This window comes from Actinoplanes sp. CA-142083 (assembly GCF_050942195.1).
Lineage (GTDB): Bacteria > Actinomycetota > Actinomycetes > Mycobacteriales > Micromonosporaceae > Actinoplanes.
Genome location: NZ_CP192076.1, coordinates 6,623,138 through 6,644,461 on the forward strand (window position 1 = coordinate 6,623,138; position 21,324 = coordinate 6,644,461).

Here is a 21,324-nt window from a genome sequence, read left to right on the forward strand (position 1 = left end):
GGAAGCGTAACAGGGTGGTTACGCGTATGCCAGCCTTCTGATGCAGGTCGTAGGGTCGATCCATGAAGGCCATCATCTACCGCGACAACGGCGGCCCCGACGTCCTCGAGCTGGCCGACCGCGACGTGCCCGCGCCCGGCCCCGGTCAGGTCCGGGTGCGGCTCGCCGTCTCCGGGGTGAACCCCACCGACTGGAAGACGCGCTCCGGCGCCACCAACCCCAAGCAGCATCCCGAGATCATTCCGCAGCTCGACGGCGCCGGGGTGATCGACGCCGTGGGCGACGGGGTGGACGCGGGGCGGGTCGGGCAGCGGGTCTGGCTGTACCTGGCGGGCGCGGGACTGCCCGGCGGGACCGCCGCCGAGTTCACCGTCGCGCCGGCCGGGCGGGCCGTGCCGCTGGCCGACGAGGCCGGTTTCGACGTCGGCGCCTCGCTGGGCGTGCCGGCGCTCACCGCGCACCGCGCGCTCACGGTCGCCGAGGACGGCCCGCGGCGGCTGCGGCCCGGCACGCTCGACGGCAAGGTGGTGCTCGCCGCGGGCGGCGCGGGGGCGGTCGGGCACGCGGCCATCCAGCTCGCCCGCTGGGCCGGCGCCACCGTGATCAGCACGGTCAGCGGGCCGGAGAAGGCCCGGCTGGCGACCGCCGCCGGCGCCCACCACGTGGTCAACTACCGCGAGGGCGACCCGGCGGCCGAGATCCGCGCGATCGCTCCGGAGGGCGTCGACATCGTGGCCGAGGTGGCGCTCGGGGCCAACCTGGCGCTGGATCTGGCCGTGCTGCGCACGCGCGGCACGATCGCGACGTACGCCAACGACGGCGGCAAGCCGGTCGAGCTGGACGTGCGGCAGAACATGATGCTGAACACGCGCTTCCAGTTCCTCGTGCTCTACACCGTCGGCGAGCAGGCGCTCGCCGAGGGCGCCGAGGACGTCGCCGCCGCGGTCCGCGACGGGGCGCTGCCGGTCGGCGAGGAGCACGGGCTGCCGCTGGTCCGCTTCCCACTCGGCCGCACCGCCGACGCGCACCAGGCGGTCGAGGACGGCGCGGTCGGCAAGGTCCTGGTCGACATCGAGGGCTAGGCCGGGGTCAGGCGGTCCCAGGCCGGGAACGGCAGGGCGATCACCGCGGCGGGGAAGAGCCCGTGCTCCTCGTTGTCGCCGTGCCCCGAGGGTGATCGCGTCGCGCAGCCGGCAGGCCCCGGGGCCGAAAGACCCGACCCGAGTTAACGGCGGCTCTTGCGGGGTACTCGCATGCCATGGCGACGGTGACCCGCACGATCTCCGCGACGCCGGACCGTGTTTTCGCGGTTCTGGGCGACGGCTGGGCCTACAGCGACTGGGTGGTCGGCACCGCCCACATCCGCGACGTCGACCCGTCGTGGCCGGCGGTCGGGGCGTCGCTGCACCACAAGGCGGGGCCCTGGCCGCTCTCGCTCAAGGACAAGTCGACCGTGACGGCGGTGGAGACCGACCGGCGGCTCACGCTCAGGGCGGGGCTCTGGCCGCTCGGCGAGGCGACCGTCGACATCGTGCTCGAGCCGGCCGGTGCGGGCGCGACCAAGGTGACGATCCACGAGGACTTCCACGCGGGGCCGCTGCACTGGGTCAAGAACAAGGTCAACGACCTGGTGCTGCACGGGCGCAACGCCGAGACGCTCAGCCGCCTGGCCGACCTCGCCGAGCGTAGGGAGGCCGGCGAACGTCGCTGACCGGCCTCTCGCACGCTCCACAACGGACAGTCAGCCCTTCAGCTGCTGGATCTTGTCCTTGAACAGCGTCGACGCGATCGACGCCTTGCGGGGCTGGCCGTGCAGCCATGCCTCGGCGAACTTCTTCGCCTGGTCGTAACTGACCTTTCCGGGCAGCGGCGGCTCGTCCGGGTTGACCGCGACGTCGAGCAGCGCGGGCCCCGGATGGGCGAGGGCTTCCTGCAGCGCGCCCGGCAGATCGCCGGGTTTGGTGACGTGTACGCCGAACCCGCCGCACCCGCGGGCCCACGCCGCATAATCCGGCAGTGGCTCCCCGAACCGCACCCCGTGCTCGGGGTAGCCCAGGACCATCTGCTCCCAGAGGATCTGCCCGAGCGAGTTGTTGTTGTTGATCACGACCTTGACCGGCAGTCCGTAGCGCATGGCCGTGTGGAACTCCGCCATCAGCATCGCGAAGCCGCCGTCCCCGACGAACGCGATGACCTGCCGGCCCGGGTGGGCGTGCTGGATCGCCAGCGCGTAGGGCAGCCCCGGCGCCATCGTCGCGAGCGTGCCGGACAGGTAGAACTCCCGGCCGCCCCGGACCTGCCAGTGCCGCGCGGCCCACGTCGCGATCGTCCCGGAGTCGCAGGTCAGCACCGCGTCGTCGGCTGCCTGGGCGTCGAGCTCGCGCGCGAGGTACTGCGGCGCGATCGGGTCCCGGTCGGCCGACTCCAGGGCGGCCATCGCGTCCCGCCAGTCCCGGGTCTTCTCCTGGTATTTCCGCAGGAAGGCGGGATCCTTGCGCTCGATCAGCGGCAGCAGCGCCTCCAGGGTCGCCGCCACGTCGCCGACCAGCGGGACGTCGGTGGGCACCCGGGTGCCGGCCCGCGCCGGGTCGATCTCGACCTGCACGACCTTCGCCTTGCCGGGCTCGGGCAGGAACTTCGTGTACGGGAAGTTGGTGCCGAGCATCAGCAGGGTGTCGGCCTCCTCCATCAGCTCCTCGCTGGGCTTGGTGCCGAGCAGGCCGAGGCCGCCGGTGGTGTACGGCGAGTCGTCGGCGAGGACCATCTTGCCGAGCAGCGACTTCACGACCGGCGCGCCCAGCGTCTCGGCGGCCTGCTCGACCAGCCGGCCGGCGCCCTTGGCCCCGATACCGGCCAGGATCGCCACCCGCGTGCCGGCGTTGAGCACCTCGGCGGCGTTGCGCAGGTCGTCGTCGCGCGGCCGGACCGCGGGCGCCAGGTAGACCGGGGCGGTCGACGGCGGCCGGACCGGCGCGACCGTCTGGTACGGGTCCTCCCCCGCCGGCGCGACCTGGATGTCGTTGGGAAAGGTGAGGTGGGCCACGCCGCGCCGCGCGTACGCGGTCCGGATCGCCACGTCGACCAGCGCCGGCATCTGCGCCGGATTCATCACGACCTGGTTGTACTCGGTGACGTCCTCGAACAGCCGGTCGAGCGCGACCTCCTGCTGGTACGCGGTGCCGAGCACGCTGGACTCCTGCAGTCCGGTGATCGCCAGCACCGGCACGTGGTCGAGTTTCGCGTCGTAGAGCCCGTTGGCCAGGTGGATGCCGCCCGGGCCCGAGGTCGCCAGGCAGACCCCGATCTTCCCGGTCGCCTTGGCGTAGGCGCACGCCATGAACGCCGCCGCCTCCTCGTGGTGCACGAGGACGAACTTGACCTGGTCGGAGTGCCGCCGGAGGCCCTCCATGATCCCATTGATGCCGTCGCCGGGAAGCCCGAAGACGGTGTCGACGCCCCACTCGGCCAGCCGCTTGATCAACAGTTCGGAAGTTATCTCAGCCACCCAGGCTGGCTACCCCGGCCTTCGGCTTCCAACCCAGGTTTGCATCTTTCGATGCCGGGGCATCCCGTCGGCCCCGGGATGGTGCTGGAGGAGCGCGTGGTACGGCTGAGGCGTAGTGATCTGACCAGAAACGGTCTCGCCCGTCGCCGGTCGGGCCGCGGTTTCACGTACCTCGACGCCGCCGGCGACCGGTTGACCGACGCCGCCACGATCGAGCGGATCAAGGCGCTGGTCATCCCGCCGGCCTGGCAGGACGTGTGGATCTCGCCGGACCCGCGCGGGCACATCCAGGCCACCGGCGTCGACGACGCGGGCCGCAAGCAGTACCTTTACCACCCGGACTGGCGCACCGGCCGCGACGAGGAGAAGTTCCGCCGCGTACGCGAGGTGGCCGGCCGCCTGCCGCGCGTGCGCCGCCGCCTGGAGGCCGACCTCACCGGAGGCCGCGGATTGACCCGGGACCGCGTGCTCGCCGCCGTCGTCAGCATCCTCGACCTGGGAATGTTCCGGGTCGGCAGCGACGAGTACGCCGCGCGCGACGAGGATCCGTCCTTCGGCCTGTCCACGCTGCGTCCCTCGCACGTGCGCACCCGTGGCGGCTGCGCGCTGCTCCAGTTCCCCGGCAAATCGGGGGTCGAGCACAGCGGCACCGTCGGCGACGGCGAGGTGTGCGCGGTGCTGACCGCCCTGAAACGGCGCCGGCGGGGCGCGGACCGCCTGTTCGCGTACTGGGACCCGCACGCCCGGGCGTGGCGGGAGATCGACGCCGGCATGATCAACGACTACCTGGAGGAGATCAGCGGCGAGCGCATGACGGCGAAGGACTTCCGCACCTGGCACGGCACCGTCAAGGCCGCCGTGGCGCTCGCCGAAGCCGGCCCGCAGCCGACCGCGGCCAAGCGCAAGAAGGCCGTCGCGCACGCCATGAAAGAGGTCGCGGACCTGCTCGGCAACACCCCCGCCGTGGCTCGCTCGTCGTATGTGGATCCGCGTGTGCTAGAACGTTTCGAAAACGGTGAGACGGTCGAGCGCGGTACCGAACGGGCGGTGCGAGACCTGCTCTCCGACGAATCTTGAGTAGGTTGTTTCCATGGGCGGCGACAGCATGCGAAACGACGAGCGCCTTCGCCGTCTCGAGGCGATCACCGACGCCACCCTGTCCCGGCTCGACGCCTCCGACCTCCTCGACGAGCTGCTGGAACGCGTACGCGATCTGCTCGGCGCCGACACGGCGGCGATCCTGCTGCTCGACGCGCACTCAAGGCAGCTCGTCGCGACCGCGGCCAAGGGCCTCGAGGAGGAGGTGCGCCAGGGCGTGCGCATCCCGGTGGGGCAGGGCTTCGCCGGCCGGGTCGCCCAGACCCGCCGGCCGGTCGTGGTGGCCGACGTGACGCCCGACGACGTGATCAACCCGATCCTGATCGAGAAGGGCATCCGCTCCCTGCTCGGCGTGCCGATCCTCGCCGCCGGCGACGTGGTCGGGGTTCTGCACGTCGGCATGCTCAGCCCGTACGAGTTCGGCGACGACGACATCCAGCTGCTCGAGCTGGCCGCCGACCGGGCCGGCGCGGCGGGGCAGATCCGCAGCCAGAAGCTGGAGCAGGCGGCCGCGCTCGCCCTGCAGCGCAGCCTGCTGCCGAGCACGCTGCCCCGGGTGCCGGGCGTGGAGCTCGCCGCCCGCTACGTGCCCGGCCACGAGTTCGGCATCGGCGGCGACTGGTACGACGTCTTCACGCTGCCCTCGGGCTGGATCGGCGTCGTGATGGGCGACGTCTCCGGGCACGGGCTGGCCTCGGCGGTCGTGATGGGCCGGGTGCGCAGCGCGCTGCGGGCGTACACGCTGATCACCGACGATCCGGCCGAGGCGCTCAGCCTGCTCGACCGCAAGGTCCGGCATTTCGAGGCGGGCAGCCTCACCACCGCGCTGTACGCCATGATCTCGCCCGACCGCGGCACGGTCCGCGTCTCCACGGCCGGCCATCCGCCGCCGGTGCTGGCCCGGCCGGGCACGCGGGCCACGGTCGTGCCGCTGCCGGCCGACCCGCCGCTGGGCGTCGACTTCCTGCACCGCCCGCGCCGCGCCACCACCTTCGAGCTGCCGCCCGGCGCGGCCCTGGTGTTCTACACCGACGGCCTGGTGGAGCGTCGCGGCGAGCTCATCGACGAGGGCCTCGAGCGGCTCATCGACGTGGCGAGGGCCGAGCCGGCCGAGCCGCTCTGCGCGGGCATCATGGCGACCATGGGCCTCGACCGTCCCACCGACGACGTGGCGCTGCTCGTCCTGAGACGTTTCGATGATCATTGAAATGGGCACCCACCAGCGGCATGACCCCCGAGAAACCCCGCATCCGCTATGAGGACGAGAAGCACCGCTGGGACCGGAACTTCGCCGATCTGCTGCAGGAGCTCAGGGTCGCCCAGACCGGCATCCAGATCCTGTTCGCGTTCCTGCTGACCCTGCCGTTCAGCAACGGGTTCCCGCGCACCACCCCGTTCCAGAAGGATGTGTACGTCGTCGCGCTGCTGGCCGCCGCCGCCTCCACCGCGATGATCATCTCGCCGGTCGCGTTCCACCGCGCGCTGTTCCGCCAGGGCCGCAAGCCCGAGCTGGTCCGCTACGCCCACCGGATGGCCACCGGCGGCCTCGCGTTCCTGCTGATCTCCATGGTCAGCAGCGTCTTCCTGATCGTCGACTTCATCCTGAGCCGCCCGATGGCCCTGCTGCTGGGCGGCGCGACGGCGGTCTTCTTCCTGATCTTCTGGGCCGGCATCCCGTGGTACCGCCACAACTGGATCGACGAGGACGCCGAGGAGGAGGACGAGGAGGCTAGCGGAGAGCAGCCTCCATCCGGTGCACGCCCAGAGTGATCAGCTCAGGCGTGGTGCCGAAGTTGAACCGGGCGTGGCCCGCTCCGCCGCTGCCGAAGGCCGGTCCGGGGCTGAGGGCGACCCGGCCGTGCTCGAGGAACGCCGCCGCGGGATCGTCGCCGAGGTCGAGCGCGCGGCAGTCGAGCCACGCGAGATAGGTGCCCTCCCCCGGCCGGTACCGGACCTCCGGCAGGTGGTCGGCGAGCAGCTCGGCGAGCAGCCGCCGGTTGTGGTCGAGGCCGGCGAGGAGCGCGTCGAGCCACTCGCCGCCGTGCCGCAGCGCCGCGACGTGCGCGTGGACCCCGACGTGACTCGGTCCCTCCTTGGCCCACCAGGGGATCCGCGCGAGATCCTCGGTCGCGCCCGGCCCGGCGATGGCGACGGCGGCTTTGAGCCCGGCCAGGTTCCACGCCTTGGAGGCCGACATCACCGAGAACGCGGTCTCCGCGCCCGGCACCGACAGGTACGGCACGAACGCGGCCTCGCCTAGCACCAGCGGCGCGTGAATCTCGTCGGCCACGACCCGGACGCCGTGCCGGGCGGCGAGGGCGGCGACGGCCTCGAGCTCGGCGGCGGTGTGCACGGTGCCGGTGGGATTGTGCGGGCTGCACAGCAGGAACGCCGGCCGGGGGCCGTGCGCGGCGGCCCGCTCGAACGCCGCGGCGAGGGCGTCCAGGTCGATCCGGCCGTCCGCGGCCAGCGGCGCCTCCTCGATCGGCCGTCCGGAGTGCCGCACGAAGTCGTAGAACGGCGGGTAGACCGGGCAGTTGACCACCACCGCGCCGGCGCGGCCGCCGATCACGTCGAGAACCTCGAGGACGCCCTGCATGACGTCGGGAACCATGGTGGTGCGCTCCACCGCCACACCGTCCCAGCGCCAGCGCTCCCGGGCGAAATCGGCGAGGGCCTCGGCGTACTCGGCGCCGGCCGGATAGCCGGTGTCGCCGCGCCGCAGCGCCGCGGTGACCGCCTCCACGATCGGCTCGGCGAGCGGCACGTCCATCTCGGCCACGAACATCGGCAGCACGTCGGGCGGGTGGGTCCGCCATTTCTCGCTGGTGCGCTCGCGCAGTCGGTCGAGGGACAGTTGCCGGAGGGGATCGCTCACAGCTTCGACATTAGGTGAGACGCCGCGGACACTTCCGTCACCGCGTCGAGGACCTCACGCTCGCCGATCGCGAGCAGGGCGGGATGCACGTCGGGGCCGGGCCGGTCGCCCGGCTCGCTCCGGGTGCCGTGCCAGATCGAGCGATGGTACGGGCGGTCCGGCGGTCCCCAGCGCGCCGGCGACATCGGCCCGAACAGGGTGACCGAAGGCGTCCCGTACGCGGTGGCCAGGTGCGCGATCCCGGTGTCGCCGCTGATCACCAGGCGGGCGTGTGCGACCAGCGCGGCGAGCTCGGCCAGCCCGGTCGACGGCAGCGCGGACGCGGGCAGGCCGGCGCGCTCCGCCACCCGTACGCGAAGATCCTGCTCGGAAACGGAACCGGTGATCACGACCTGGTGTCCCGCCTCGCGCAGCTGCCGCGCGACGGCCGCGAAGCGGTCGGCCGGCCAGCGACGGGCCGGTACCTTCGCGCCCGGATGGACGATCGTCACGCCGCGCGGCGCCGAGCGGTCCGGCACGGCCAGCGACATGTCGGTCTCGTCGCAGGTCACGCCGTAGTGGCGCAGCAGCCGGCACCAGCGCTGGACCTCATGTTCCTCCTCCGTCCACTCCGGACCGTCGAGATGGTCGGCCTCGGCGTTGGCGAAGGCCCACAACGACTCGGGGGCGGCGGCGTGCAGCAGGCGGTGCGACTCGGGACCGCGCCCGTGCAGGTTGACGGCGAGGCGCGGCCGCTCGATGTCCCAGCGGTGCAGCGTGAGGCCGTCGGTGGGCACGATCCGGCCGACGCCGCCGATCAGCTCGATCAGCGGCGTCAGCCACGCCGGGGCGGCGAGCGCGAGCGGTTCGCCGTAGAAGGCGGCCCGCAGGCCGCGCAGGGCGGGCACGGCGGTGACGAGGTCGCCGACGCCGAGCGCGCGGAGGGCGAGGATCACGGGTACGACGATTCGCGCTCGGACGCGACGACGAGTTCCCGGACCGAGCAGCCGGGCGGCTGGCTCAGGGCGAACACGACCGCGGCGGCGGTGTCGGCGGGCGCGTTGAGCGAGGCGTCCGGGCCGGGCTTGTACTGCTCGTCGCGGTCGTCGAAGAACCTCGTGCGCATGCCGCCCGGGATGAGCAGGGTGACGTTGACCCGGCCGGCCAGCTCGGCGGCGAGCGAGCGGGTGAAGCCGACCACCCCGAACTTGGCGGCGCAGTACGCGGTGGCGTCGCCGACCGCCTTGATGCCCAGCGTGGACGCGACGGTGACGATGCTTCCGTGCGTCTCCTCCAGGGTGGGCAGCGCGGCCCGGACGACGGCGGCGGTCGCGAGCAGGTCGACGGTGACGATCCGCTCCCACACCTCGGCCGGCACGTCGGCGAGCGCGCCCGGCACGTCGAAGCCGGCCGCGGTGACCACACCGTCGACGCGCCCGCCGGCCAGCGCGATCGCGCGGCGGGTGGCGTCCTCGGCGGCGCGGGTGTCGCTCAGGTCGCACTCGATCCAGTCGAGGCCGTCGGCGGGCCGTTGCCGGTCGACGATCAGCGGGCGGCCGCCCTGTTTGAGAACGGCGTCGGCGACGGCGGCGCCGAGACCGCTCGACCCACCGGTGATCAGCACTGCTTCCATGGTCCTACCTCCCCCTACGAGCCACTGCGAGCGGCGGCGATGGTCCTGGTGGTGGAGCGTCCGTCCAGGTACGGCACGATCACGGTCTGGCCGCCCCAGCGGGCGACCAGATCCGACTCGGGCAGCTCGGCATAGTCGCCGCCTTTGACCCAGACGTCGGGGCGCAGCCAGGACAGCACGGACTCGGGGGTCGGCTCGTCGAAGACGACGACGGCGTCCACGCAGTCGAGGGCGGCGAGCAGGCGGGCCCGGTCGGCCTGGGCGGTCAGCGGGCGGTCGGGTCCCTTGAGGTCGCGGACCGAGGCGTCGCTGTTGAGGCAGACGACCAGGCAGTCGCCGAGCTGCCGGGCGGCGCGCAGGGTGGCCAGGTGACCGGTGTGCAGCAGGTCGAAGCAGCCGCCGGTGGCGACGACCACGCCGCCGCGGGCGCGGGCCTCGGCGACGGCCCGGCCGGCCTCCTGCTCGCCGATCCGCTCGGCCTTCTCCGGCCGCCGGTCGTCGTGCGGGGCCAGCGCGGCGGCGACTCCGCCGCCGGCGACGTAGGTGGTGGCCGCCTCGACGGCAAGCTGCACGGCCTCCGAGACGAGCGCGCCGTCCGCGAGCGCGATCGCGGCGGCGGTGGCGAACCGGTCACCGGCGCCGCAGGTGTCGCCGCGGGATTCGGCCGGAGCGGGCACCACGAGCGGGGTCGGTCCGGAATGGCAGAGCACCGCGCCGCCGGGGCCGCACGTCACCGCGACCGCTGCGGCCCGCCAGCGCTGCCGCAGCAGGTGGCCGGCGCGCTGGGCGGTGGTGAGGGTGGAGCCGCCCCCGGCGTCGCCGGACAGCTTGCACACCTCGGCGAGGTTGGGCGTGACCAGGCGGGCGTCCGGCACGGGCGCGGGCCCGTCCGGGTGCGGATCCCAGACCACGGGCGCGGAGGATGCCTCGATCGCGGCACGCAGCGCCGGATGCCGGGCCACGCCGCGGCCGTAGTCGCTGACCAGGATCGCCTTGGCGTCACGCAGCGCGTCCAAGGCGGCCTGCGGCGCGTCGCCGGGCGGCCCGGGTGTTCCGCCGCGATCGAGGCGCAGCAGAACCTGGCCGCCCGAGCGCAGCCGCACCTTCTCGGGAGTCGCTCCCGGCAGGGGCAGCGCGTGGAGCTCGACCCCGGCCAGCATCCCGGTCAGCCGCGCCCCGGCGGCGTCCGAGGCGATCGCGGTGATCAGCGTGACCTCGTGTCCGTCGGCGGCCGCGAGCAGCGCGGCCAGGCCGGCGCCGCCGGGTCGCTCGTGGACCTCCTCCTCGTCGAGCACCGGCGCGGGCGCGTCCGGGGCGATCCGCCGGACCGCTCCCTCGACGTCCCGGTCCAGCAGGGTGTCCCCCACTATCACCAGCCTCTTCATCGACGCTTCCCTCCCCAGGACAAGATCAACGTGTTCGCACATCACGTGCACGGCCAGCAGGTGCAGCTCCTGCACGACCTGGCTCTCCGGCGACGGGCAGCGCAGCACCTCGTCGCAGGCGTCGCCGACCGGGCTCGCCCCGGCGCCGGTCATCGCCCAGGTGCGCAGCCCGCACTCGCGGGCCGCTCGCACCGCGGCCACCAGGTTGGGACTGCGCCCGCTGGTGGAGAGCACGAGCAGCACATCGCCCGGGCGGCCGTGCGCCCGCACCTGGCGGGCGAAGACCTCCTCGAACCCGTAGTCGTTGCCGATCGCGGTCACCGCCGAGGAATCCGGGGTGAGCGCGATCGCGGACAGCGGCCGGCGGTCCTCGCGGAGCTTGCCGACCAGCTCGGCCGCCAGATGCTGGGCCTCGGCCGCACTGCCGCCGTTGCCGGCGACCAGCAGGCGGCCGCCGCCGCCGAGGTGCCGGGCGAGCTCGGCGCCCCAGCCGGCCAGCCGGGCGCCGACGGTGCGGAACGGGCCGATCGCGGCGGACAGCGCGGTGAGGTGCTGCTCCAGCGGGTCCATCAGGCGACCGCCTCCGCCGGGGCGCCGGCGACCGCGGCGTAGACGCTCGCGAGGCGGCGGGCGATCCGGGGCCAGGCGTACGAGTGGACGGCCCGGTCGCAGGCGGCCGCGCCGTACGAGATGCGGCGGGTGTCGTCGGCCAGCAGCCGGCGCACGGTGCGGGCCAGCCCGGCCGGGTCGCGGGGCACGACCAGGTCGCCGGTGACGCCGTCGACGACCGTGTCGACCAGGCCGCCGACCGCCGAAGCGACCACCGGCACGCCGCAGGCCATGGCCTCGAGGACGGTCAGCCCGAACGGCTCGTACCAGGGGGTGGCGGCCAGCAGGTCGGCCGAGCGGTACCAGGCCGGCATCTCGTGGGCGGGCACGGCGCCGGCCAGGCGGACTCGGTCCTCGACGCCGCACCTGCGGGCGAGGGCGCCGAGCTTGCACGCGTACGGGTCCTCGGCCATGTCGCCGGCGGGCGGCCCGCCCACGACGACCAGCTCGGCCTTCGGCACCTGGGGCAGCGCGCGCACCAGGTCCTCGATGCCCTTGCGCTCGACCAGGCGGGCCACGGTGAGGATCCGCGCCATGCCGGGCACGCGGGGCACCGCCGGCCCGGCCGGGGCGAATCGCTCGGTGTTGACGCCCGAAGGCACCAGCGCCATCCGGGGGCGCGGGATCCCCATCCGCACCAGCTCGGCGACCTCGTCCTGGCACTGCACGACCACCCGGTCGACGGCCTTGCCCAGCGCGATCTCGTAGCCGATCCGCTGCGCCGGGCTGGTGTCCGCGGCGCCCTGATGGCGGCGCTTCACCGACCCGAGCGCGTGGTAGGTCTGCAGCACCGGCACCCCGACATCGCGGGACGCGGTGACGGTGGCCAGCCCGCTCATCCAGAAATGCGCGTGCGCCACGTCCGGCTTCCAGGTGTCGCGCCAGTCCGCGGCCAGCCACTCGGCGAACGCGCCCATGTGCGGCAGCAGCTCGTCCTTGGACAGCGGCCCGGCCGGCCCGGCCGGTACGTGCACCACCTCGACGCCGTCGCCCAGCGGCACCACCTCGGGCAGCTCGCCGTCGCGCCGGGTGTAGACCCGCAACTCGTGGCCTTCCGCGGCGAGCGCGGCCGACAGCTCGGCGACGTGGGTGTTCTGCCCGCCCGCGTCCACGCCGCCGAGCGTGGCCAGCGGGCTGGCATGTTCCGAGATCATCGCGATGCGCATGTCTCCTCCTCCAGCAGCCGGTCCCAGTCCGCGAGGAACCGGTCCAGGCCGTATCGCGTCAGTGCCACCTGCCGCGCGCGGTCGCCGAGGCTGCGGGCGGCGTCCGGCTCCTCGAGCAGCCACCGCGCGGCCTCGGCCAGCACGCTCACATCGGTGGAGAGCACGCCGGCGTCGGGCGGGACCGCCTCGACGGCCTCGGTGGTGGCCAGGCCGACCACCGGCATGCCCATCTGCATGGCCTCGATGAGGCTCAGCCCCAGCGAGGTCCAGCGGCACAGGTGCAGGTAGGCGCCGCGGCGCGCGACCTCGGCGTGCATCGCGCGCTGCGGCGGGTCCTCGTGCGCGACGATCCGGTCGCTCGCCAGGCCGGCCACGCCCATGCCGTACACGTCGAGCGGCGCGACCTCCGCGAACCGGCCGAACAGGTCGGTCCCGGTGACCCGGCCGCGGCGGACCGGCTCGTTCGTGACCACGGCGAGCCGCGGGAGCTCGCCGGTCCAGCGCGGCTCCGGCTCGACGACGCCGTGCTCGATGACGGTGGTGCGGGTGCTCCCGCAGTCCCAGAACAGCTCGTTGAAGTGGGTCACGTGGACGACCACGACGCCGTCCTTGTCGGCCATCGGGTGCCGGGTGTCCGGCACTTCCCCCTTGGGGGTGTTGTGCTCGACGTAGACGATCGGGACGCCCGGCGGGACGAGCGCGAGCTCCTCGGGGCGCTGCACGATGGCGACGTCCGGGTCGCGGATGGCGCCCAGGGGCTTCTCCTCGACCGTCGGCGGCCAGTCGTAGGTCTGTGCCCGGCCGCGGCCCCAGCAGTCGCGGGCCTCGTTGACCGGGATCAGGTAGTGGTGCTTGCCCTGGACGAACGCGGTCGTCCAGGAGCCGTGCACATGCCAGAGCATGATTCTCACGCGGCAACCTCGCGCTTGGTGATGGGCCGCGCGCCGAGCACGCGTACGGCGTCGAGCACCGCGGCCGGGTCGATCGTGGACAGGCAGGGGTGTCCCGGGACCGGACAGTCGGTGGCCCGGGAGTCGCGGCAGGAGGCGTCCGGGACGCCGAGGCGCACGACCGGGACGCGGTAGGGACCCCACCGTCCGAAGGGGACGGTGGGCGCGTAGAGGCTGACGACCGGGGTGCCGACCGCGGCGGCCAGGTGCGCCGGCCCGGTGTTGCCGACGATCAGGCAGGAGGCGCCGGCGATCAGGCCGGCCATCGCTTCGAGCGAGCCCGGCGCCGTCCAGCCGGCGTTGTCCCCCGCGACCTGCGCGGCCAGCAGCTCCTCCCCCGGGCCGGCGCTGACCAGCACCTCGTGCCCCGTGTCGGCGAGGGCGGCGACGACGGCCCGGAGGGTCTCGGGCGGGCAGGCGCGGGCCCCGGCGGCCGCCCCCGGATGGACGATGACGTAGCTGCCGTGGCCGGCTTCCCGTGCGGCGCCGCTTTCCCGATCGGCGGCGCTGTCCCATCCGGCGACGCTTCCCCGACCGGCGGCGGTGAGGCGCAGGGCGCCGTCGTCCTCCGCCGGCAGGGCGAAACCAGCGGCCGCGGCGAGGCTGCGGGCACGCTCGGGTTCGGGCAGGTCATCGGGTACGCGATGGCGCACGTCGAGCAGCGCGCCCGGGTAGTCCTCGCTGATCGCGCTGATCCGGGGCACCTTGGCGAGGCGCAGCAGCAGCGCGAGAGGCAGCGGAGACTGGTGGAACGACGTGAAGATGATCGCCTCGTCCGCCGCCACCTGCCTGATCCGCGCGACGAGCGCGGCGATCCCGGCGGGGTCGACCGGCCCCGGGTTCGCGTCGATCCAGGGAAGACGCCACTCGACGATCTCGTCGACGCCCGGCAGCAGCTCGGCGGCGGCCCGTCCGCGCGGCCCGCACAGCAGCACCACCCGGTCGGCGCCGGCCGCCACGGCACGGATGCCCGGCCCGGTGACCAGCACGTCGCCGGCCGAGTCGGACCGAACCACAAGAACCGTGCCGGCCCGCCCAGGACCCGGCGCCCGGCCGGCGAGGTCCGAGCCGGCATCGCCGGTTCCCGCCACCGGGCGCGCGTCGCCGGTGCCAGCATCGCCGGTTCCCGCCGCCGGCCGCGCGTGGCCCGTGCCGGCATCGCTCGGGCGCACGTGGCCTGTACCAGCGGCGCCGGGGCGGACCAGGTCCTCGCGGCGCAGGATCTGGTCGGCCGCGGCGGCGAGGGTCTCCGCGACGGCCGGGGCGGCGGCGATCTCGGTGGACAGCGTCACCCGGGTGGGCACGAGGATGCCGGTGGCGCCGGCCGCGAGGGCGGCGCTCATGTCCCGTCCGATGTCGCCGACCAGCACGCAGCGGGCCGGCGTGGTGCCGAGGGCGTCGGCGGCCGCGATGACCAGGCCCGGGGCGGGCTTGCGGCAGGCGCAGCCGGCGGCGTCGTCGTGCGGGCAGACCTGCCACGTGCCGAACGGGCCGAGCAACTCCTCGACGCGCCGGTTCACGGCGTCGAGCTGGTCGCCGGTGAAGTGGCCGCGCGCCAGCCCCGACTGGTTGGTGACCACGCCGAGCCGCAACCCGGCGGCACGCAGCCGGTCGAGGGCAGACCGCGCGCCGGGCATCGGGACAACCTTGCCGGGGTCGCCGTTGTAGGGAACGTCGACGACGAGCGTGCCGTCCCGGTCGAAAAGGACAGCGTCGAAGAGAAGGCTCATCTGCGCGCCTCCGTGTGGGGCCGCTTCCGCGCCGGCGTGGGCCGCGCCCGCCGCCCGGACTTCGCGCGCGGAGCGGGACGAGCGGCCTCGGCGGGCGGCTCGACCTCCGTGGGCGGCGCGGTCTCCGTGGGTTGCACGGTCGCGGCGGGCGACGCGGGCTGCGCCGTCACGGCGGGCGACGCGGTCGCTGCGGTCCTCGCGAGCGCGTGTGGGCCCGCGGGCGGGATGGGCACCGCGGTGCGCCAGCGCCACCAGCCGCGCAGCCAGTGGGCCACGGCCGCCGGTGGGATGGCGACGCTGGTGGCGAGCATCGTGGCCACCTCGCGGGGGTCGCGCGGGCCGGGTGCGATGCGGGCGGCGGCGAACTCGGTGGTGCCGGCCGCCCAGGCCGCCGCGGCGAGGACGGCGGCGCCGGCCCAGCCGCGGCGGCCCGTGGCGACGGCGGCCCCACTGCACGCCATCGCCACGGCCCCGGCCGCGGCGATCACCGCGTGGCGGCGACGCCTTCCGGCCGGGACGCCCAGCAGCGCGCGCCACCGAGGCCCGTGAAGGCGGCGCAGCAGGGCGTCGTCGGAGTTGCCGCGCTGGGTCCGCACGCTCACCCACGGGTCTTCGGGCCGCACCGGATGGGTGACCCGCCGCCGGCCCCGACGCAGGGACCAGCCTTCCCGCCGTACGCGAAAAGCAAGCTCGGCGTCCTCCCGGAAAGCTCGCGGCAGACGCTCGTCGAAGCCGCCGGCGCGCGCCAGCGCGACGCGGCGATAAGCCATGTCGGCGGTGATCCACTCACCGGTGGCCAGCCCGTCCGTGACCCGCTCCCAGTCGGTCGGGCGACGGTCGGAGGGCAGCGGCACGTGCACTTCGCCCTGCACGCCGCCGATGTCCGCGGGCGCGGCCGCCAAATCGGAGGCGAGACGTTCGAGCCAGCGGGGCTCGGGCAGCACGTCGTCGTCGAGGAAGGCGATCCACTCGCTCTCGGCGGTCTGCCAGCCCAGATTGCGGGCGGCGGCCGGACCGCGCGCGGGACCCGGCAGCACGGTCACCCAGGCGGGCACCTCCAGCTTTTCCGATTTGTCGGGCCGGTCGTCCACGACGAGCACGTCGGCGGGGCCGTCCAGCGTCTCCAGCAGCCGCGTGAGACTGGGACGGCCGAGCGTGGGGATGACGATCGTGCAGCTCATGCGGCGAACGCCTTCCGGCGGTGCACCGCGAACGGGCCCATCGCCAGCATGTCGACGGGCGCGGAGCCGAACAGCTCCATCGCCTCGCGCGGGGTGTCCACCATGGGCCGGCCCGCCGTGTTGAGCGAGGTGTTGACCACGACCGGCAGGCCGGTCAGTCGATCGAATTCGGCCAGCATCTCGGCGACCAGAGGCTCCGTCTCGCCGTCGACGGTCTGCACGCGGGCCGTGCCGTCCACGTGGGTGACGGCGGGGATCCGGTCGCGCCAATCGGGCTTCACGCGGTGCACGAACAGCATGTACGGGCTCGGGCAGACCCCCTCGAAGATCTCGCCGAAACGCTCGGCGCGCACCATCGGCGCGATCGGGCGGAACTGCTCGCGGCCCTTCACGTCGTTCATCCGCCGCTGGGTGTCCTGGTCGCCGGGGTGGGCGAGCAGCGAGCGGTGGCCGAGCGCGCGCGGTCCGTACTCGGAGCGGCCCTGATACCAGGCGACGATCCCGTTGGCGGCGAGCACGCGGGCGGCCTCGGCGGCGATCGACGCGGGCCGCTCGTACGGCAGCGCGGCCCGGCGCAGTTCCGCCTCGAGCTCGTCGTCGCTCCATCCGCGACCCAGCGCCGCGGTGGTGAAGACGCTCGGCTCCTTGCCGAGCGCCAGGGCGGCGCCGAGCGCGGTGCCCGAGTCGCCGGCGGCCGGCTGCACCCACACCCGCTCGAACGGGCCCTCGGCGGCGATGCGGGCGTTCGCGACGCAGTTCAGCGCGGTCCCGCCGGCCATGGTCAGCGTGGACGGTCCGCCGGCCGCGTCGAAGGTCCAGCGGGCCAGGTCGAGCATCACCTCCTCGAGCCGGGCCTGCACGCTCGACGCCAGGTCGGCGTGCGCCTCGGTGAGCTCGCCGTCGGCGGTGCGCGGCTTGGTCAGCGCGGTCCAGTCGATCCGCTCGACGGTGAAGCCGCCGTCGCCGGTCGGCCGCACGAGCTCGCGGAACATGTCGAGGAACCGCGGCCGGCCGTACGAGGCGAGCGCCATCACCTTGTACTCGTCGCTGGAGTGCAGGAAGCCCAGGTGGCGGGTCAGGTCCTCGTAGAGCAGGCCGAGCGAGTGCGGCAGCTCCTGCGCGCGCAGCACGCTCAGCTCCCCGCCCCGGTAGACGCCGGCCAGGTGGCTGGCCACCTCGCCGCGGCCGTCCAGCACGAGCACCACGTTGTCCTCGGCGACCGACAGCCCCGCCGACGCCGCGTGCGCGACGTGATGTGGCACGAATTTCACCCGATCGGGGTCGAGGCCCGGCAGCGCGGTCGCCAGGAATTGCGGCGCCCGGCGCGCGTAGTCGACGCGCATGTGGTCGGACGGATCGGTCACGCCGAGCTCGTCCAGGTCCCGGGTCAGACCCGGGTCGAAGGAGTACGCGACCGCGTCGACCTCGCCCGGTGTCAGGCCGGCCTCGCTCAGGCACCAGGCCGCCGCCAGCTCGGGCAATTCCCACGCCGCGAACGGCACCGGCCGCTTGCCGTGCTTGCGCCGGCTGAACCGTTCCTCCTCCGCGGCGGCCACCACGCGACCGTCGACGATCAGCGCCGCCGCCGGGTCGTGGAAGATCGCATTGATTCCCAGTACTCGCATGGCGCGGCGGGTACCCCTCGATCACCGACCTACTCCGGGTGATCATCGACTTCTCCAAAAAACTTGTTCAAAACGTGCTGACCTGCGTTGATGGCGAGCCGGTTTGTTTTGGCCGCTCCGGGGCAACCCGCGGCCATGCTCGAAGTCGCACAGTTGGCCGGCACCGGTCGAGAGTTGACTGTCATCAATCCCAGGGACGGCGTGCCGGTCACCCGGGTCCGCTGCTCCTCCTCCGACGACGTCGCCGCCGCGGTGCGCGCCGCACGCTCCGCCGCGCCCGGCTGGGCTCGCCTGGCCCCCGCCGACCGGGCCGCCGCCCTGCACGCGGCGGCCGCCACGATCGAGGCATCCTCGGTGGCGCTGGCGGAGATCATGTCGGCCGAGATGGGCAAGCCCGCCGGCGAGGCCCGCGACACGATCGCCGCCGGAGTCGGCACGCTGCGGCAGTACGCCGAGCTCGGTCCCGTCCACCGCGGCCGCACCCTCGCCGGCGACCCCGCGGCGATCGACCTGATGGTCTACGAGCCGCGCGGCGTCGTCGCCGTGATCACGCCGTGGAACGACCCGGTCGCGGTCGCGTGCGGTCTGCTCGGCGCCGCCCTGGTCACCGGGAACACCGTCGTGCACAAGCCCAGCGAGCGCACTCCCGGCACCGGTTCGCGCCTGGTCGAGCTGCTGGCGCCGCATTTCCCCGACGGAGTGCTCAACCTGGTCAACGGCGACGGCCCGGTAGGGGCGGCGCTGGCCGCCGCACCCGTCGACGTGGTCGCCCACGTCGGCTCGACCGCCACCGGCCGGACGATCGCCGCCGCCTGCGCCCGCACCGGCGCGAAGGCGCTCCTGGAGAACGGCGGCTGCGACCCGTTGATCGTCGACGCCGATGTGGACCCACAGTGGGCGGCGTCGCAGGCGGCTTTGGGGGCTTTCGCCAACTCCGGCCAGATATGCGTCTCCGTGGAACGGATCTACGTGCACCGCTCGGTGGCCGCGCCGTTCCTGGACGCCCTGGCCGCCGAGGCCGACGCGTGGCAGCCGCGGCTCGGACCCCTGGTCGACCGGCGCCTCCGCGACGCGGTGGACGAGCAGGTGCAGCAGGCGGTGAAGGCCGGCGCGTCGGCCCTGCGCGGCGGCGCCGCCCCCGCCGGCCCGGGCGCCTGGTATCCGCCGACCGTGCTGGCCGACTGCACCGACGACATGGCGGTCATGCGCGAGGAGACGTTCGGCCCGGTCGCGCCGGTCGCGGTGGTTTCGTCCTTCGAGGAGGCCCTCACCCGCGCCGCCGACACGACTTATGGTCTGGCCGCGAATGTGCTGACCGGTTCGATGAGCCACGCGCAGCGGGCGTGGCGCTCCCTGCCCGCCGGAACCGTGAAGATCAACGCGGTCTTCGGCGGGGCTCCGGGCGGCGCCGCGCATCCGCGCCGTTCGAGCGGGCAGGGTTTCGGGTACGGGCCGGAGCTGCTCGACGAGATGACGGCCACCAAGGTCGTCCACCTGTCGGCCCCGCCCACCGGCTGGTGACCTTCCGCGACCGGGGCGGCCCGGGTCGGCGCGTGCAGCCCCTTCCGCGATGCGGATGGATGCGCTGGGTTGCCATGGCCCGGGCCGTCGCTGGTGGCGGCGAGTGCGGCCCGTTTCGCGATGCGGGTGGATGCGCTGGGTCGCCATGGCCCGGGTGGTCGGCCGTCACGCTGAGCGCGGCCCGTTGCGGCACAGGCGATTCCGCTTCTCACATACCGGCGGCTGCTTCCGAATGCTGGGCGCCGTCCCGGATAACGGGCAGCGCTCCCGCATCTCGGCCAGATCATCCGCATCCCGGGATGGGCACCCACCTTTTTCCGGATATATCGGGGCGTAATTGCCAGGCGGCGCCGCCGCCTTGTTGAGTTGCCGTCAGCTCCGAGCGGGAGTTCATCAAGATCGCCACCGCGGGGCGGAACGGGCCGGACGCACCGCGACCGGCGACGGCCCGGGCCATGGCAACCCGGCGCGCCCACCCACCCCACGCAACGGGCCGCACGCACCGCGACCGGCGACGGCCCTGGCCATGGCAACCCGGCGCGCCCACCCACCCCACGCAACGGGCCGCACCCACCGCCACCAGCGACAACCCGGGCCATGCCAACCCAGCGCGCCCACCCACCCCACGCAACGGGCCGCACCCACCGCCACCAGCGACAACCCGGGCCATGGCGCCGTCAGGCGGGCTGCTCGACGGGGCGGCGCAGGCCCGGCAGGACGACCCCGTGGACGCGGGCCAGGGCGATCGCGCCCCCGACCGCTGCCATCGTGGTGAGGAAGCCGCACAGGATCAGGCCGCCCCGGGGGCCGAGGGTGTCGGCGAGCCAGCCGACCGCGGGAGCGCCGACGATGCCGGACAGCGACGACACGATGCCCATCGTGGCCAGGACCCGGCCGCGCATGTCCTCGCGGGTGTCGAGCTGGACGCGGGTGGAGACGACGGTGTCGAAGACCACGGCGCCGGCGGCGATGGGGAGCAGCATGGCGGCGAAGCCCAGGACGTTCGGGGCGAAGCCGGCGCACAGCTGGAGCAGGCTGATCGCCACGCCGGTGCCGACCAGGACCTTCAGGGTGGAACGGCCGCTGCCGGCCAGCAGGAGGCCGCCGGCCACGGCGCCGACCGCGAAGACGGTGGAGAGCAGGCCGTAGGCGCCGGAGCCGCCGTGCAGCGGGCCGGCCGCCATCGCGGCCATGCTGACCTGGTAGTTGCGGCCCAGCGAGCCGAGCACGAACGAGAGTCCCAGCACGATCAGCACGACCGGACGGCTCACGACATATCGCAGGCCGGCCACGATGCCGCCCTCGCCGGCGGCGGCGCCGGGCAGGGCGCGCAGGTCACCCGAGCGCATGGCGGCCAGGGCGCCGATCACGGCGAGGTAGGAGACGCCGTTGATCACGAAGAGGACGGCGGGGCCGGCGAGGCCGACGAGCACGCCGCCGAGCGCCATGCCGCCGATCCGGCCGGCCGAGCTGAGGACCGAGCCGAGCGCCAGGGCCGAGCCGAGGGCCTCGCGGGGCACCAGCGCCGAGCCGAAGCGGCCGAGCATCGGGCCCTCGAACGCGCTGATCACGCCGGAGGCCAGCGCAACCGCGAAGATCAGGACGTGGCTGTCGCCGCTGAGCAGGGCGAACGCGAGGATCGCGCGCAGCGCCTGGAAGAGGATCAGCGCCGGGCGGGCGGGGAGCCGGTCGGCCAGCGCGCCGCCCCAGCTGCCGAGCAACAGCACCGGCAGCGACTGGGCCATCACGACCGCGCCCATCATCGCGGCCGAGCCGGTGGTGGCGAGGATGACCCAGTTCAGGCCCAGCACCTGCATCCAGGTGCCGGCGGTCGACACCAGGTCGGCGCCGGCCCACAGCCGGTAGTTGCGCTCCCGAAGCGGCGCGAGCAGCACGCGTGAAACCCCCAACAAGCCGAAGGCGCCGTCTCTCGGCGCCACGTCCTGTTCGGGAAGCGCACCCGTACCGCTTCGGGCGAAAGAAGCCGCACAACCGAAACGCAACTCAGCGCATCATGGGATTGTTTGGATTCAGGCGTGCCGGGCACCTGCGGTTAGTTGACAC

The 21,324-nt window shown here is 74.1% G+C and carries 17 protein-coding genes and 2 pseudogenes; 6 read left to right on the forward strand and 13 right to left on the reverse strand.

The window, feature by feature from the left end; genetic code table 11:
* The first annotated feature begins 62 nt into the window (after nucleotides 1–62).
* The gene (locus tag ACQPZX_RS30490) at nucleotides 63–1,082 is read left to right on the forward strand and encodes an NADPH:quinone reductase (protein ID WP_433362536.1); all 1,020 of its coding nucleotides are present in this window, start codon (nucleotides 63–65) and stop codon (nucleotides 1,080–1,082) included.
* Here ACQPZX_RS30490 and ACQPZX_RS30495 read toward each other — a convergent pair.
* A pseudogene (locus tag ACQPZX_RS30495) lies at nucleotides 1,079–1,165 on the reverse strand (hemerythrin domain-containing protein); the annotation flags it as partial. The gene ACQPZX_RS30490 and the pseudogene ACQPZX_RS30495 overlap by 4 nt on opposite strands.
* Before the next feature lie 93 nt (nucleotides 1,166–1,258).
* Between ACQPZX_RS30495 and ACQPZX_RS30500 the strand changes: the two are divergent.
* Entirely contained in the window at nucleotides 1,259–1,711 is a 453-nt protein-coding gene (locus ACQPZX_RS30500; protein ID WP_433362539.1) for an SRPBCC family protein, read from the forward strand.
* 30 nt (nucleotides 1,712–1,741) lie between these two features.
* On the opposite strand, the gene ACQPZX_RS30505 is transcribed toward ACQPZX_RS30500, so the two are convergent.
* The gene (locus ACQPZX_RS30505; RefSeq protein WP_433362542.1) at nucleotides 1,742–3,505 is read right to left on the reverse strand and encodes a thiamine pyrophosphate-dependent enzyme; all 1,764 of its coding nucleotides are present in this window, start codon (nucleotides 3,503–3,505) and stop codon (nucleotides 1,742–1,744) included.
* A gap of 51 nt (nucleotides 3,506–3,556) precedes the next feature.
* On the opposite strand from ACQPZX_RS30505, the gene ACQPZX_RS30510 reads away from it, so the two are divergent.
* Genes ACQPZX_RS30510 through ACQPZX_RS30520 form a run of 3 tightly spaced genes read left to right on the forward strand, consistent with a single transcriptional unit; the run spans nucleotide 3,557 to nucleotide 6,373 of the window.
* A complete protein-coding gene (locus ACQPZX_RS30510) occupies nucleotides 3,557–4,582 on the forward strand; it encodes a DNA topoisomerase IB (protein WP_433362545.1) in 1,026 nt (341 codons plus the stop codon).
* A 13-nt stretch (nucleotides 4,583–4,595) separates the two neighbouring features.
* Nucleotides 4,596–5,810: a PP2C family protein-serine/threonine phosphatase gene (locus tag ACQPZX_RS30515; RefSeq protein ID WP_433362548.1), complete on the forward strand. Its 1,215-nt coding sequence runs from the start codon at nucleotides 4,596–4,598 to the stop codon at nucleotides 5,808–5,810.
* Between the two features lie 20 nt (nucleotides 5,811–5,830).
* Nucleotides 5,831–6,373 carry a DUF6328 family protein gene (locus tag ACQPZX_RS30520; RefSeq protein ID WP_433362551.1) on the forward strand — a complete coding sequence of 181 codons (543 nt, stop codon included), beginning with the start codon at nucleotides 5,831–5,833 and terminating at the stop codon, nucleotides 6,371–6,373.
* Here the strand turns inward: ACQPZX_RS30520 and ACQPZX_RS30525 are convergent.
* The 10 genes and pseudogenes from ACQPZX_RS30525 to ACQPZX_RS30570 form a co-directional block, all read right to left on the reverse strand.
* Nucleotides 6,333–7,481, reverse strand: coding sequence for a MalY/PatB family protein (locus tag ACQPZX_RS30525; RefSeq protein WP_433362554.1), 1,149 nt, complete (start codon nucleotides 7,479–7,481; stop codon nucleotides 6,333–6,335). The two genes, ACQPZX_RS30520 and ACQPZX_RS30525, sit on opposite strands and share 41 nt — an antisense overlap.
* Nucleotides 7,478–8,416, reverse strand: a complete 939-nt coding sequence (locus ACQPZX_RS30530) for a glycosyltransferase family 9 protein (RefSeq protein WP_433362557.1) — start codon at nucleotides 8,414–8,416, stop codon at nucleotides 7,478–7,480. The genes ACQPZX_RS30525 and ACQPZX_RS30530 overlap by 4 nt, the downstream gene beginning before the upstream one ends.
* On the reverse strand, nucleotides 8,413–9,093 hold the full coding sequence (locus ACQPZX_RS30535) for an SDR family oxidoreductase (protein ID WP_433362560.1): 681 nt from the start codon (nucleotides 9,091–9,093) through the stop codon (nucleotides 8,413–8,415). The genes ACQPZX_RS30530 and ACQPZX_RS30535 overlap by 4 nt, the downstream gene beginning before the upstream one ends.
* 14 nt (nucleotides 9,094–9,107) lie before the next feature.
* The gene (locus ACQPZX_RS30540) at nucleotides 9,108–10,478 is read right to left on the reverse strand and encodes a PfkB family carbohydrate kinase (RefSeq protein WP_433385500.1); all 1,371 of its coding nucleotides are present in this window, start codon (nucleotides 10,476–10,478) and stop codon (nucleotides 9,108–9,110) included.
* A 15-nt stretch (nucleotides 10,479–10,493) separates the two neighbouring features.
* Nucleotides 10,494–11,048, reverse strand: a pseudogene (locus ACQPZX_RS30545) (D-sedoheptulose-7-phosphate isomerase); the annotation flags it as partial.
* On the reverse strand, nucleotides 11,048–12,253 hold the full coding sequence (locus ACQPZX_RS30550; protein ID WP_433362563.1) for a glycosyltransferase: 1,206 nt from the start codon (nucleotides 12,251–12,253) through the stop codon (nucleotides 11,048–11,050). The gene ACQPZX_RS30550 and the pseudogene ACQPZX_RS30545, both read right to left, overlap by 1 nt.
* On the reverse strand, nucleotides 12,238–13,164 hold the full coding sequence (locus ACQPZX_RS30555; protein WP_433362566.1) for a glycosyltransferase: 927 nt from the start codon (nucleotides 13,162–13,164) through the stop codon (nucleotides 12,238–12,240). The genes ACQPZX_RS30550 and ACQPZX_RS30555 overlap by 16 nt, the downstream gene beginning before the upstream one ends.
* Nucleotides 13,161–14,933, reverse strand: coding sequence for an HAD-IIIA family hydrolase (locus ACQPZX_RS30560; protein ID WP_433362569.1), 1,773 nt, complete (start codon nucleotides 14,931–14,933; stop codon nucleotides 13,161–13,163). Before ACQPZX_RS30560 ends, ACQPZX_RS30555 begins: the two co-directional genes overlap by 4 nt.
* Nucleotides 14,930–16,114, reverse strand: coding sequence for a glycosyltransferase (locus ACQPZX_RS30565; protein WP_433362572.1), 1,185 nt, complete (start codon nucleotides 16,112–16,114; stop codon nucleotides 14,930–14,932). The genes ACQPZX_RS30560 and ACQPZX_RS30565 overlap by 4 nt, the downstream gene beginning before the upstream one ends.
* Nucleotides 16,111–17,739, reverse strand: a complete 1,629-nt coding sequence (locus ACQPZX_RS30570; RefSeq protein WP_433362575.1) for a carbamoyltransferase family protein — start codon at nucleotides 17,737–17,739, stop codon at nucleotides 16,111–16,113. The genes ACQPZX_RS30565 and ACQPZX_RS30570 overlap by 4 nt, the downstream gene beginning before the upstream one ends.
* Before the next feature lie 135 nt (nucleotides 17,740–17,874).
* Between ACQPZX_RS30570 and ACQPZX_RS30575 the strand changes: the two genes are divergently transcribed.
* Complete coding sequence (locus tag ACQPZX_RS30575; RefSeq protein WP_433362578.1) at nucleotides 17,875–19,260, forward strand: aldehyde dehydrogenase family protein; 1,386 nt, start codon at nucleotides 17,875–17,877, stop codon at nucleotides 19,258–19,260.
* A gap of 677 nt (nucleotides 19,261–19,937) precedes the next feature.
* Here the strand turns inward: ACQPZX_RS30575 and ACQPZX_RS30580 are convergent.
* A complete protein-coding gene (locus tag ACQPZX_RS30580) occupies nucleotides 19,938–21,155 on the reverse strand; it encodes an MFS transporter (RefSeq protein WP_433362581.1) in 1,218 nt (405 codons plus the stop codon).
* Between the last annotated feature and the right edge of the window lie 169 nt (nucleotides 21,156–21,324).